Here is a 13,242-nt window from a genome sequence, read left to right as displayed (position 1 = left end):
CGATGTTCCCGCGTGAAATGCTAGCGGTCGTCATCATCGTCGTCAGATATATCTTCGATGCTGACGATCTCGCCGCCGCGCTCGACGATCTCGCGGTGACAGGCTGCCAGCAGCGCATCGAAATCCGCGTCCTCCATTTCACCCTCCAGGTCCTCCTGTGCCGGGCCGCCATCGTCATCGTCGATCTCGGTCTGTTCAAATTTCGGGCTGGTCCCGATATACGAGGCGCTGTATGGACCGCCTTCATCCGTTTCCGTGACCACCAGCGTGAAAAGCGCATTGTCGGTTTCAATGATGTAGGTACTGACTGGCCTCATGAAAATCTCCTTGTCTATCCAGGCGATGAATGGACTGCCCTCGCAAAACGGCGGCGTGCGCCGACCGGCCCGGTACTGCTGCGCCAGGCCTTGACAGTGTCATTGGGAGTGAGACGGATCGGAGCTTAAATAATTCTCCATCAGGAGCGATTCCGCAAGTTTTTTTGCGGGCAGGGCCACGCCTGCCGGCGCCGGCTGCTGTCAAATAATCATTGCTGATGGAAGGTAATACTGTTTTCGGACGGCGGCCGGATTGTCAACGGCTGGCTCCCCAGTCTCTGCGGGGGCGTTCGTCGATGACGGAAATATCCTGGATGCCGAGTATCTCGCCCCCGCGTTCCGCGATCTGGCGGTGGCAAGTCGCGATGAGCGCGTCAAAATCGACGTCTGTCGCTTCGCCGTCAAGGTCTTTCTGCCCCAGCCCGGGATTATCCACCCAGGGCAGCTCGACTTTTTGCCGGGTCCCGACATACGTCGCCTTATAAGAGCCGCCATCGCCGGCTTCGGTGATGACTAGCGTAAACAACGCATTCGTTGTTTCAATCATGTAAGTACGGTCCAGCGCCATGACAATTTCCTTGATCCGTCAGCCTTGAGTCGGGTTAACTTAAGTTCGTTTAACTATACCGCCATCGACGTTCACGCGCTCGAGTCCAGGCTACTGTCCGGCCGGCGAGGCCGGCGCCAGCAGCCGCTCGGGCGGCGAGATCTGCGATGAGGGGGATGAAAGAAGGAAGCATGATGCGCTTCAACAGCTGCCCTGTATGTTCGGTGCTTAACACATCCTGGATGCCGGGATCGGCGATACTGGCGGCAGCGACAACGAGGAGAGAACCATGAAGCTCAAGGGATCCTGCCATTGCGGCGCAGTCCGCTTCAGCCTGGAAAGCGACACGCCCTACCCTTACCAGCGCTGCTATTGTTCGATTTGCCGCAAGACCCAGGGCGGCGGCGGGTATGCCGTCAACATCGGCGGCGACGCCAGCACCCTGAAAGTGCAAGGCCGGGACGACGTCAACGTCTATCACGCAAAACTCAAGCGGCACGGCGAATCGCGCGTCCATACCAGCACCGCGCAACGCCATTTCTGCCGGCGTTGCGGCAGCGCGCTATGGCTCTACAGCCCGGAATGGCCGGAACTGGTCCATCCGTTCGCATCCGCCATCGATACGCCGCTGCCAACGCCGCCTGAATACACCCACCTGCTGCTGGCTTATAAGGCGCCATGGGTGGAAGTCAAGGCTGGCCGCAAGGACAAGCAGTTCAAGCAATTTCCGCGTGAGTCTTTATTTGAATGGCATCAGCGGCTGGACCTGCTGAAATGACGAGCCTGTAAAACACCCCTGTGTAAACGCACCCGCCCCCCGTAGGGCGTAATAGCGAAGCGTATTACGCCGCATGTGATGTGCTGGTGACGAAAGTGAAGTCAAATGAATTGTGACGAATAGCTATAAAAGAATGCTGCATGATACCGAGCCTGCACCGTGGTACAGCAATCAACCATGCGGCGTAATACGCTTCGCTATTACGCCCTACGCCTGAGTGCCGGCCCGACAGGGCTTGTCACGCTATCGGGCCGGACTCAAGCCAGGTCAGTCGTACAGCACCGCAGCAATCTTCGGATCGTTGATGTTGCTCTTGTCGTACCAGTAGAAACCGGTATCGATCACCTTGGGCAGTTTTTCTCCCTTGAGCGCCTTGACCGCGGCTTCTACCGTCTTGTAGCCGATGCCGACCGGGTTCTGGGTGATGGCGCCGGCCATGCTGCCGTCCTTGATCGCATCTTTCTGCTGTTTGCCGGAGTCGTAGCCGACGATCACCAGCTTGCGCTTCATTTCCTTGGCGCCGTTCAGCACGCCGATCGCCGAGCCTTCATTGGTGCCGAAAGCGCCCTTGAGGCGTGGATAGGCTTGCAGGATGGACTTGGTGATCTCGGTCGATTTCAGCTGGTCGCCGCCGCCATACTGGATGCTGACGATCTTGATCTTGGGATAAGCCTTCATGCGTTCCACAAAACCGTCGCGGCGGTCGATGCCGGTACGGCTGGTCTGGTCATGCGCAACTACCGCAACTTCGCCTTCCTTGCCGATCAGCTCAGCCATCTTGTCGGCCGCCAGCGCCGCTGCCGCCTTGTTGTCGGTGGTCGCGGTAGTCACCGGAATATCGCTGTCCACGCCCGAGTCGAATGCAACGATAGGGATATGCGCGGCCTGGGCCTTCTTCAGCAACGGCAAGGCAGCCTTGCTGTCCAGCGCGGCGAAGCCGATAGCCTTGGGCTTCTTGCCCAGCGCCGCCGACAGCATGTCGATCTGCTTGTCGACCATGGCTTCGGTTTCCGGCCCTTCGAACGACACCTTGACATTGTAGTCCTTGGCCGCCTGCTCCGAACCGGCCTTCACCGCTTGCCAGAACTGGTGCTGGAAGCCTTTCGAGATCAGGGGAATATAGATATCCTCGGCTACCGCCGCGGCGCTGAATCCCAGCGCAAGCGCCAGGCCAACGGCAATGTTCACTGCTCTTCTCTTTATCATTTCAAGTCTCCTCTTGTGGTTATAAAACGGTGGGCCCGCTGCAGCAACCCGTAACATCGCCTGCAAAACCTGCTCTTCCTTTCACTGGCGCCGGCGGCGCAGGATATCCATGTAGACCGCCAGGATGATGATGACGCCGGTCACCACGGTCTGCCATTCCTGCGCCACCGACATCATGCGCAAGCCGTTGATCAGCACGCTCATGATGAAAGCGCCGATGATGGTGCCGAGGATGGTGCCGGTGCCGCCCGAAAGCGAGGTGCCGCCGATCACCACCGCGGCAATCGCGTCCAGCTCATAACCCTGCCCCAGCGCCGGCTGCGCCGAGTTCAGGCGCGACGCAATCAGCAGCCCGGCGATGCCGCAGATGGCGCCGCCGACGGTATACACCGCGACTTTCCAGAAATCGACGTTGACGCCCGACAGCCGCAGCGCTTCTTCATTGCTGCCCAGCGCAAAGGTATAGCGGCCGAATATGGTCTTGTTGAGCACGATGCCGGCGGCGATAGCCACCAGGAACAGGATCAGCACCGCATTCGGGATCGGCAAGGCGGGAATCAGGCTCCCGATCAGGGAATCCTGCGAGATCGCCGAAAATCCCTCCGTGTCGTTGAAGTAGATCGGCTTGGTGCCGGAGATCACCAGCGACAAGCCCTTGAGCAGCATCATCATGCCCAGCGTGGCGATGAAGGGTGGAATCTTCAGCTTGGCCACCAGCACGCCGGAAATCCAGCCGCACAAGGCGCCGAACACGATCGCGGCGATAATGCCGACGTAGAGCGGCATGCCCCAATAGGTAAGGAAAACACCGGCCATGACCGCGCAAAAAGTCATCAGGGTGCCGACCGACAGGTCGATGCCGGCAGTGATGATGACAAAGGTGCAGGCAATCGCCAGCACGCCGTTGACGGCAGTCGACTGCAGGATGCTCACCAGGTTATCGATTTCCAGGAAGTTCGGCGACGCAAAACTGAAAAACACCAGCAGCGCCAGCAGGCTGGCGAAGGCCAGCAGTTTCTGCCGCGTCGAAGGATGGAATATCTTTGCCTTGAGCGCCGCGAGCGGCCCTTGCCCGGCCAAGGGCGGCTTTGTCGGCGACAGCGGGTTCTGGGTATTTGCCATGGTGGTCTTCATTCGATATAAGTTATTCGGCAGGCGTTACCTGGATTCAGGCTGCCGCGGGTTCGCGCAAGGTAGCCAGCTGCATGATCTTTTCCTGCGAGGCTTCGCCGGCCGCCAGTTCGCCGGTCACCCGGCCCTCGCACATAACCAGGATGCGGTGGCTCATGCGCAGCACTTCCGGCAGTTCCGACGAGATCATGACAATCGCCTTTCCGGCCGCCGCCAGCGTCGTGAGCAGCTTGTAGATTTCGCTCTTGGCGCCGATGTCGATGCCGCGCGTCGGTTCGTCGAAAAACAGGATGTCGCAATCGCGCAGCAGCCATTTGGCGATCACGATCTTTTGCTGGTTGCCGCCCGACAGCAGCCGCACCGGCTGGTCCACCGACGGCGTCTTGATGCTGAGCTGCCGCACGAAATCCTGGGCGGTGTCGCGGATCGCGGCCTGGTCCAGGAACAAGCCCTGGGTCAGGAACCGGTTCATGCTGGACATGGCGACGTTGGTCTTGACGTCCAGCCCGGTCGCCAGGCCGAAATGCTTGCGGTCTTCCGACAGGTAGCCTATGCCGTGCGCCACCGCATCCCGGGGCGACTTGATGGTCACCGTGGCGCCGTGCACCCGGATTTCCCCGGCGTCGAGGCGGTCGGCGCCGAAAATGGCGCGCGCGACTTCGGTGCGGCCGGCACCCATCAGGCCGGCGAAACCGAGGATTTCGCCTTTGCGCAGGCTGAAACTCACATCCTTGATGAACGCGCCGCGCTGCAGTCCCTTGACTTCCAGCACGACGTCGTTGCCGGAGGTGTCGGGAATGGCCTGGCCAATGTTGTCAAGCTGGCGTCCCACCATCATGCCGATGATGGTTTCCATGGAAGTGGTGGCGGTGGGCACGGTGGCGATGTATTTGCCGTCGCGCATGACGGTGACGCGGTTGGAAATCTGCCGCAGTTCGTCCATCTTGTGCGAGATGTAGATGATGCCGACGCCATGCGACTGCAGCTGGCGGATGATGCGGAACAGGTCTTCGATTTCCGCATTGTTGAGCGCCGCCGTAGGCTCATCCATGATCAGCACGCGCGAATCGAAGGACAGCGCCTTGGCGATTTCCACCATCTGCTGCTTGGCCACCGTCAGTTCGCTCACCAGCGTGCCTGGATCGAGGTCGAGCCGCATGCGTTCAAAAATCGCCTTGGTCTGCCGGTTCAATGCCTCTTCGTCAAGGAACAGGCCGTAGCGTCCGCGCGGCTCGCGGCCGATGAAAATGTTTTGCGCCGCGCTCAGGTGGTTCATCAGGTTGAGTTCCTGGTGAATGATGCCGATGCCCAGCGCCTGCGCGGCGCGCGGCGTAGGAATCTCGACCGGCAGCCCCTCGACGCGGATTTCGCCGCTGTCCTTGGGATACACACCCGCCAGCACCTTCATCAGCGTCGATTTGCCGGCGCCGTTTTCCCCCATCAGCGCATGGACCTCGCCGCGCATCAGGTCGAAACGGCAATTGTCGAGCGCCAGCACGCCGGGAAAACGCTTGGTCACGTTTTCCAGCGAAATAAGGCAGTCAGGCGTAGGAATTTCTGGTTGCTGCATATCTGCCCTCATGATGCATTCAGGTCAAGGCGCGGTCGAGATGGCTGTAGCCGCCGTCCACATATACCCATTGCCCGGTCGTATGCGCGGCGCGCTGCGACAAAAGGAATACCGCGGTGTCTGCAATCTCCTCGGCCGTAGTGAGCCGTTTTCCGAGCGGTATCTTGCTGGTGATCGCGGCCAGTTTCTGCTCCGGATTGTCGAAGCTGGCGATCCAGTTGCGGTACAGCGGCGTCATCACTTCGGCCGGGATCACGGCATTGACCCGCACCCCGTCGTTCGCCAGCGCGGCGGCCCATTCGCGCGTCAGCGCCAGCTGGCCGCCCTTGGCGGCGCAATAGCCGCTGGTGTTGCCCTGGCCGGTGACGGCGGTTTTTGAAGAGATATTGACAATGGCGCCGCGGCTGGCTTTCAGGTGCGGCACGCAGAAGTGCGCCATCGTGTAATAGTGGATCAGGTTCTTTTCAAGCGAGAGCACAAAAGCGGCCCGCCCGGCGTCGAGGCCGATGTTGTCGTTGATGCCGGCGTTGTTTACCAGGCCGTCCAGCCGGCCGAATTCTTCGACGGTCTCGGCCACGGCTTGCCGGCACTTGTCCTCATCCATCAGGTCGAGCTGGATGATGCGGGCCTTGTCTTGCAAAGCCAGCAACGCAGTCTTGAATTCGGGCGCCGGCTGGCTTTTGCCAAGGATTACCGGAATCGCGCCTTCCGCCGCCAGCTGCAGCGAGATCGCAGCGCCTATCCCGGCGCCGCCGCCGGTCACGATCACTACCTTTCCAGCCAGATGTAGATCCACTTTGCCGCCTCCATTCTTATTTGTTTTATTGACAGTATGCGCTTTGCTAGCCGCGGAACTGGTATTGCTGCAGCGATTCAGGCTTCATCGTAATCGAAAAACCCGGCGCCGTCGGCGGCATGTAGGACGCATTGCGGATCACGCAGGGATCGACGAAGTGTTCGTGCAGATGGTCGACATATTCGGTGACGCGCCCTGCCTTGCTGCCCGAAATGCAGACATAGTCGATCATCGACAGGTGCTGCACATATTCGCACAGGCCGACGCCGCCCGCATGCGGGCACACCGGCAGCTTGTATTTGGCCGCCATCAGCAGCACCGCCAGTATTTCATTGACGCCGCCAAGGCGGCAGGAATCGATCTGCACCACGTCGATCGCGCCGCGCATGATGAACTGCTTGAAGATGATGCGGTTCTGGCACATTTCGCCGGTGGCGACCTTGACCGCGCCTATGCCTTCGCGGATTTTGCGATGGCCTTCGACGTCGTCCGGGCTGGTCGGCTCTTCGATGAACCAGGGCCGGGCAAACGCCAGCTGGTTGACCCAGTCGATAGCCTGGTCGACTTCCCATACCTGGTTGGCGTCTATCATCAGCTGGCGGTCCTGGCCGATCACCTCGCGGGCGATGGTGACGCGGCGGATATCGTCTTCCAGGTCGCGCCCGACCTTGAGCTTGATATGGTTGAAGCCGTTGTCGATGGCTTCCTGGCACAGCCGGCGCAGCTTGGCGTCCTCATAACCCAGCCAGCCGGCGGAAGTGGTGTAGCACGGATAGCCGTCCTGCTGCAGCAAGCGGATGCGTTCAGCCTTGCCCGGTTCCTGCGCGCGCAGCAGGGCCAGCGCTTCCTCCGGCGTGATGCAGTCGGTCAGGTAGCGGAAATCGATGGCGCGCACCAGTTCCTCGGGCGACATGTCGGTCACCAGCTGCCACAGCGGCTTGCCTTCAGCCTTGGCCCACAAGTCCCAGACGGCATTGACCACGGCGCCGGTAGCCAGGTGGATGGCGCCCTTGTCGGGGCCGATCCAGCGCAGCTGGCTGTCGGAGGTGATGTGGCGCCAGAAGCGCCCCATGTCAGCGCTGATCCAGTCCAGCTTGAGGCCGACCACCAGGTGTTCCATGGCCTTGATCGCCGCACAGCAAATTTCATTGCCGCGGCCGATGGTGAAAGTCAGGCCGTGGCCTTCCAGCCCGGGCTGGTCGGTTTCCAGAACGACGTAGGCGGCGGAATAATCGGGGTCCGGGTTCATCGCATCCGAGCCGTCCAGCATTTGCGAGGTCGGGAACCGCACGTCCAGTACGCGTATTGATCGAATTGTCGTCATCGTGGTTCTCTCTGGTTCAAAGTGAGATGGTGCGTTGGCGCTGCTCTCCCAGGCCGTCGATGCCGAGCCGCATCACCTGGCCGGCGCGCAGGTAGAGCGGCGGTTTTTGCCCGAGGCCGACGCCGGGCGGCGTGCCGGTGGAAATCACGTCGCCTGGCTGCAGGCTCATGAAGCGGCTCAGGTAGCTGACCAGCGCCGGCACCTGGAACACCATGGTCGAGGTATTGCCGTTCTGGTAGCGATGGCCGTCCACTTCCAGCCACAGGCCGAGGGCGTGCGGGTCGGCCACTTCATCGGCGGTCACCAGCCACGGACCGAGCGGGCCGAAGGTGTCGCAGCCCTTGCCCTTGTCCCAGGTGCCGCCCAGTTCGAGCTGGTATTGGCGCTCGGAGACATCGTTGATCACGCAATAGCCGGCGACGTGCTTGAGGGCGTCGGCTTCAGTGATGTAACGGCCGCCCTGGCCGATCACCACGCCCAGTTCCACTTCCCAGTCGGTCTTCAGGGAACCGCGCGGGATTTCGACGTCGTCGTCCGGGCCGCAGATCGCGCTGGTCCATTTATTGAACACCACCGGCTCCGCCGGCACGTCCATGCCGGATTCGGCGGCGTGGTCGGAATAATTCAAGCCGATGCAGATGAACTTGCCGACGGCGCCGACGCAAGGTCCGAGCCGCAAATCCTGCTGCGGCGTGCCGGCAACCAGCGGCAGGCTGTCCAGGTCCAGCGCCCGCAATTTATCCAGCTCCCGCGGCGTCAGGAAGCGGCCGGCGATATCCGCCACCACGCCAGACAAGTCGCGCACGCGCCCCTGCGCATCCAGCACGCCGGGTTTTTCCTGGCCTTTCTGGCCGTATCTCAACAACTTCATGGTTTCGCTTTCATCGTAATGTCATGCAACAGGGATTGATTAGTTGGACCAGCCGCCATCGATCAGATGGATGGCGCCGGTGGTGAAGGAAGATTCGTCGGAAGCCAGGTACAGGGCCAGCGCGGCGATTTCCTCGGCCTTGCCCACCCGTCCCATCGGCTGGCGGGCGACAAACGCAGCTTCGATTTCAGCAATCGACACGCCTTGCTGGCGCGCCTGTTCCTTGATCCTGGCCTCAAGGGAAGGCGATTCCACGGTGCCGGGACAGATCGCGTTGCAACGGATGCCCTTGGCGACAAAATCCGCCGCCACCGCCTTGGTCAGGCCGATTACTGCTGCCTTGGTGGCGCCGTAGACGAAGCGGTTGGGCACGCCTTTGACGCTGGACGCGGCCGACGCCATGTTGATGATGGAGCCGCCGCCCTGCGCCAGCATGCCCGGCAGCAGCGCGCGGATCAGGCGGTACATGGACGAAACGTTGAGGTCCCAGGAAAACTGCCAATCCTGTTCACTGCAATCGAGGATGCTGCCGTGGTGGACAAAACCGGCGCAATTGAACAGCACGTTGAAAGGCGAACCTGCCTGCGCCAATGCGGCCACGGCCTTGGCGTCGGTGACGTCGAGATGGCGGGTGCCGAGCTCGGCGCCGGCGGCTCGAGCCAGCGCGGCGGTCTGGTCCAGCGCGTCCTGGTTGATGTCGGTCGCCAGCACCTGCGCACCCTCGCGCGCAAACATCAGGGCGCTGGCGCGTCCTATGCCCTGGCCTGCCGCCGTCACCAGGATGCGTTTTCCTTGAAGCCTCATGAACACTGTCTCCGTATTGTTTATTGTGCGGAACTTGCCTGCCGATTGATGGCAATCGGTCTATAGGTCCATTGGTTGGACCAATTCGCTTGAGGCAATCATAATGGTTAAATTTTGGCTTTGCAATACATAATTGCCGGCCGCCGGGACCAGAGTCATCTTGCCTTCAGGTAACGATATGCGGCAATATGCGACGCATAACCACCCGCCCCTTTTTCAACATGCCCAGTTTCCAGCAAACGCCCAGTTGCATCCTTGCGACAGGAACCGTGATTGCGCGCATATCCCTGCCCAAGCCTGTGCCGCTCCCTGATATCGTCAATCCATGACCGACACCACCGCCCTGGCGCCCCGCCGCCCGCTGTTTCAAATTACCGGATTCAAGTTCCGCCTGTGGCCGATCGTGCTCGCCGCGATCCTGATGCAGCTTATGCTCTGGCCGGCGCGCGAAGCCGCACGCTGGCTGTTCAAGCATGAGCCTGGCTGGTTCCACCACCAGGTCTGGGCCTTTGTCGGCCTGGCCGAGCTGTTCCAGGTTGCGGTCGGATTGATGGCCGTCGCGGTCATGCGCCGCTGCCTGCCGCAGGCCGATCCGTACCTGCGCTGGCCGCCGCGGCGCAGCTACGCCGGCCTGGCCGTGCTGATCGGCGCCGGCATGGCGCTGCTGATGCTGGTGGCGGACTATTGGCCGCAGCTGATCAGCCGCACCGCGCCGCAGGGCGGCTACGAGATGACCGCGCTCGGCATTCCCGGCTGGCTGGCGGTGATGTTCGCCGCCGGCCCCAACGAAGAAATCATTTTCCGCGGCGTGCTGGTCGGCATGCTGACAGTGCTGGTGCCCGGACGGGTGCGCCTGGCGCAGTTCGAGATCCCGGTGTCGGGCGTGATCGTCGGCCTGCTGTTCGGCGCCGCCCATTACGGCAGTTTCTTCAACGACCCGCTATACCAGGCGGTGGCCCAGCAGCTCTACGCCTTCCTCTTCGGCCTGACCTACGTCTGGCTGATGGAACGCTCGCGCAGCCTGCTGGCGCCGATGATCGCGCATGGCGTCGGCGATTTGCTGGAGGTGGCGGCGGTGATGCTGCTGTCCGTCGCCTGGGCCTGATTACTGCCGGCTTTCCTGGATGAAGGAAGCGCGCGCAGCTACCCCGGTGTTGGCGAAATCGGTGAACACGCCGTCGATGCCAGCCCGGAAGTAAGTCAGGAATTCCGCGTTCGGATCACCCTTGTAGATGCCGGCCAGGTACTTCTGCTCGTTGCGGAAAGTATAGGAATGCACGAACAGGCCAGCCTTGTGCGCATCGGCGATGAGGCTGGTCGGCGTGATCGTGTTGACGTCGGCCAGCGAGCCGGTATACGGGGTGCCGTCGGCATTGGTCGCCTTGAACGGCACGATGGTATGCGCCATCACCTGCGGCTTCCATGGGCCGATGCCATCGGCATAGGTCTTGACTTCGGCCAGCCCTGCCGGGGTCAGCATGGCGCCGAAATAGCGGCCGTCGCCGGCCAGCGTCCAGCTGTATGGGCGGCCGTCCACGAAGTTGTAGACATCGTTGGTCTGGTAAATCATCTCGCCGGTCTTGTAGTTGACGTCGTTGCCGTCGACCAGCTGCACCATTTTCGTATTCAGGCCGGCCGAACGCATGTACTTCAGGCTGGCAGGATCAAAGCTCTGTACATAGATCGGCGCCGTCTTGCTGTTCAGGTTGTTGTCCTTGATGAGCTTGATGATCGCGTCTTCGAACGGATGCTTGCCGCTGCCGCAGCCGTTGGCGATGGCTTGCGCGTTGTTCCAGTACGGATTCTTCGATTCCGGATAGATCGAGATCGTGCGGCCGCTGGCGGCGCCCTTGGCCTTGGCGATGTCGATGATTTCCTGCATCGTCAGGATCGGATATTTGCCGTTCAGCGCCGTCGGCCGCTGGTCGCGGGCGTCGTAGGTGGTGCCGCCTATCCATTGTTTCAGTTCGGCCACGGTGAAGTCGGTAATCGACCAGTCGCCGGTATGGTCCTCGCCGTCCACCACCAGCGATTTCAGCACCGATTTCGGATCGCTGGGATCGGTCAGGTCACTCAGATACTGCGCCGGGCCGCCATAGGTGGCGAGCGAATAGCTGACGTTCACCAGCACGCCCGGCACCGTGCGCTTGCGCGCCGCCACCGTGGCGTTGGTCTGGGCTACCGTGGCAATGTTGGTGTTATCGCTCAGCCACGGATTGTGGCGGGCCACCAGCACACAGTCCTTGGTCAAGTGCAGGTCTTCTTCCAGCGAGTCGGCGCCGACATCGGCCGCAGCCTCATAGGAAGGCTGCGTCTCTTCCGGATACAGCCCCGGCAATCCGCGATGACCGATCACCAGCGGCATTGCGCCGTCCAGGGTCTGGAACTTGGCGGCGCCAAGGTTGCCGTTGCCGCTGTCGCCGCCGCCGCAGGCGGTCAGCGCGGCGGCGGCCGCGAGCTGGGTCAGGATCAGGATCGAACGGGAGGCGGAACGGCTGTCTTTGAGGTGCATGGCGATGTGGGCTTGAGTGTAAAGACCTTCGATTATCGATTGTTTCGATGACCACGTGATGACAGACGGCAATTCTCCCTGCGCCCTGCCGGCTGCCCGTCTTCGCTCCTGACGGAAACTGGCAGCAGAAACCGTTAAGCTTCATGTTTTACATGCCCGTATCCGGCAGGAAAGACATGAATGACAACTACCGAGAACGCCGCCCTGAAAGATATCTTCGACAAGGCACGCTTCCGCAGCGTGGCGCTGGAGGTGGCTGCAATCTACCCGGCATTCGACGCCAAGCGCTTCCTCAAGCTGGCGTTCGCCGGGCTCGACCAGCTGAGCCTGATGCAGCGCCTGCGCCGCATGACGGAAGCGTTGCACGCCACCTTGCCCGAGAATTACCGGCAGGCGGTAAAAATCCTGCGCGCGCTTGCGCCGCGCATCGACCACGGTTTCGCGACCCTGGTCTTGCCCGACTATGTCGGCCAGCACGGCCAGCACGACTTCGACTGGTCGATGGATGCGCTGAAGTATTTCACCGGCTTCGGTTCGTCCGAATTTGCCGTGCGCGAATTCCTGCGCCTCGACACCGCGCGGGCGCTCGCCATCATGGAATCCTGGTCGCGCGACGATAGCGACGCTGTGCGCCGGCTTGCCAGCGAAGGCTGCCGCCCGCGCCTGCCATGGTCGTTCCGGCTCGACGCCATCCTCGCCGATCCGTCGCTGGCGGCGCCGATCCTCGAGAATTTGCGCGCCGACCCCAGCCTGTATGTCCGCAAGTCGGTGGCCAACCACCTCAACGATGTCACCAAATCCCATCCGGAATGGGTGCTGGACCGGCTCACCGCCTGGCCGCTCGACAACCCGCAGACGGCCTGGATCGCCAGGCACGCGCTGCGCTCGCTGATCAAGGCCGGCAACCCGCGCGCGCTGGCGGTGATCGGCGCCGGCGGCGCACCCGAGGTAAACATCAGCAAATTCACGGTGACGCCGCGCCGGCTGGCGTTGGGCGAACGCGTGACCCTGTCGTTCGACCTGGTATCCAGGTCAGCGCAGAGCCAGCGCCTGGTGATCGATTACAAGATGCATTACGTGAAGAAATCAGGGGCCACCACGGCCAAGGTGTTCAAGCTCAAGGAGCTGACGCTGGCAGGCGCCCAGCGGGTATCCATCGAGCGCAGCCAGAGCATCCGGGATTTCACTACGCGCATCCATTACCCGGGACGGCACGAGGTTGAAATCCTGGTCAACGGCCAATCCATGGCGCGCGGTTTCTTTGAATTGCGCCGCGACGTTGAATAAATCAACACGGCAAGACGCACCCTGTAGGGCGTAATAGATTCTATGGTTTTGGTCAAGCTTTTATGGAAACGAAGTGCGGGTCGAAGCTTGATCCGTTCT

General features: G+C 61.6%; 13 protein-coding genes. 3 read left to right on the top strand and 10 right to left on the bottom strand.

Features of this window, described 5'->3' with window-relative positions; genetic code table 11:
• Positions 1 to 20 precede the first annotated feature (20 nt).
• Together AC07RZ_RS20030 and AC07RZ_RS20025 are read right to left on the bottom strand one after the other, a co-directional pair.
• Entirely contained in the window at positions 21 to 317 is a 297-nt protein-coding gene (locus tag AC07RZ_RS20030) for a hypothetical protein (RefSeq protein WP_494669277.1), read from the bottom strand.
• Positions 318 to 573: 256 nt separating this feature from the next.
• Positions 574 to 885 (bottom strand): hypothetical protein, encoded by a 312-nt coding sequence (locus AC07RZ_RS20025; RefSeq protein ID WP_342831787.1) that lies wholly within the window; start codon positions 883 to 885, stop codon positions 574 to 576.
• Between the two features lie 268 nt (positions 886 to 1,153).
• On the opposite strand from AC07RZ_RS20025, the gene AC07RZ_RS20020 reads away from it, so the two are divergent.
• On the top strand, positions 1,154 to 1,642 hold the full coding sequence (locus AC07RZ_RS20020; RefSeq protein ID WP_494669276.1) for a GFA family protein: 489 nt from the start codon (positions 1,154 to 1,156) through the stop codon (positions 1,640 to 1,642).
• 267 nt (positions 1,643 to 1,909) lie between these two features.
• Here the strand turns inward: AC07RZ_RS20020 and AC07RZ_RS20015 are convergent, their stop codons facing one another.
• The 7 genes from AC07RZ_RS20015 to AC07RZ_RS19985 form a co-directional block, all read right to left on the bottom strand.
• The gene (locus AC07RZ_RS20015) at positions 1,910 to 2,848 is read right to left on the bottom strand and encodes an ABC transporter substrate-binding protein (protein WP_144737820.1); all 939 of its coding nucleotides are present in this window, start codon (positions 2,846 to 2,848) and stop codon (positions 1,910 to 1,912) included.
• Between the two features lie 81 nt (positions 2,849 to 2,929).
• Positions 2,930 to 3,970, bottom strand: a complete 1,041-nt coding sequence (locus AC07RZ_RS20010) for an ABC transporter permease (RefSeq protein WP_494669275.1) — start codon at positions 3,968 to 3,970, stop codon at positions 2,930 to 2,932.
• 46 nt (positions 3,971 to 4,016) lie between these two features.
• A complete protein-coding gene (locus AC07RZ_RS20005; protein ID WP_494669274.1) occupies positions 4,017 to 5,549 on the bottom strand; it encodes a sugar ABC transporter ATP-binding protein in 1,533 nt (510 codons plus the stop codon).
• 19 nt (positions 5,550 to 5,568) lie between these two features.
• Positions 5,569 to 6,345 carry an SDR family oxidoreductase gene (locus AC07RZ_RS20000; protein WP_494669273.1) on the bottom strand — a complete coding sequence of 259 codons (777 nt, stop codon included), beginning with the start codon at positions 6,343 to 6,345 and terminating at the stop codon, positions 5,569 to 5,571.
• A 46-nt stretch (positions 6,346 to 6,391) separates the two neighbouring features.
• A complete protein-coding gene (locus tag AC07RZ_RS19995; RefSeq protein WP_144737828.1) occupies positions 6,392 to 7,669 on the bottom strand; it encodes an L-fuconate dehydratase in 1,278 nt (425 codons plus the stop codon).
• Positions 7,670 to 7,685: 16 nt separating this feature from the next.
• On the bottom strand, positions 7,686 to 8,540 hold the full coding sequence (locus tag AC07RZ_RS19990) for a fumarylacetoacetate hydrolase family protein (protein ID WP_494669272.1): 855 nt from the start codon (positions 8,538 to 8,540) through the stop codon (positions 7,686 to 7,688).
• 39 nt (positions 8,541 to 8,579) lie between these two features.
• Positions 8,580 to 9,344: an SDR family oxidoreductase gene (locus AC07RZ_RS19985; RefSeq protein WP_494669271.1), complete on the bottom strand. Its 765-nt coding sequence runs from the start codon at positions 9,342 to 9,344 to the stop codon at positions 8,580 to 8,582.
• A 325-nt stretch (positions 9,345 to 9,669) separates the two neighbouring features.
• Here AC07RZ_RS19985 and AC07RZ_RS19980 point away from each other — a divergent pair, with 325 nt between their 5' ends.
• Positions 9,670 to 10,449, top strand: a complete 780-nt coding sequence (locus tag AC07RZ_RS19980) for a CPBP family intramembrane glutamic endopeptidase (protein ID WP_494669270.1) — start codon at positions 9,670 to 9,672, stop codon at positions 10,447 to 10,449.
• Here AC07RZ_RS19980 and AC07RZ_RS19975 read toward each other — a convergent pair whose 3' ends face one another.
• Entirely contained in the window at positions 10,450 to 11,856 is a 1,407-nt protein-coding gene (locus tag AC07RZ_RS19975; protein ID WP_494669269.1) for a glycerophosphodiester phosphodiesterase family protein, read from the bottom strand.
• A gap of 180 nt (positions 11,857 to 12,036) precedes the next feature.
• Here AC07RZ_RS19975 and AC07RZ_RS19970 point away from each other — a divergent pair, with 180 nt between their 5' ends.
• Entirely contained in the window at positions 12,037 to 13,143 is a 1,107-nt protein-coding gene (locus AC07RZ_RS19970) for a DNA alkylation repair protein (protein ID WP_494669268.1), read from the top strand.
• The last annotated feature ends 99 nt before the right edge of the window (positions 13,144 to 13,242 follow it).

The organism is Collimonas sp. GW821-FHT07E08, assembly GCF_059418905.1.
This window is presented reverse-complemented; position numbering and strand designations above follow the sequence as displayed.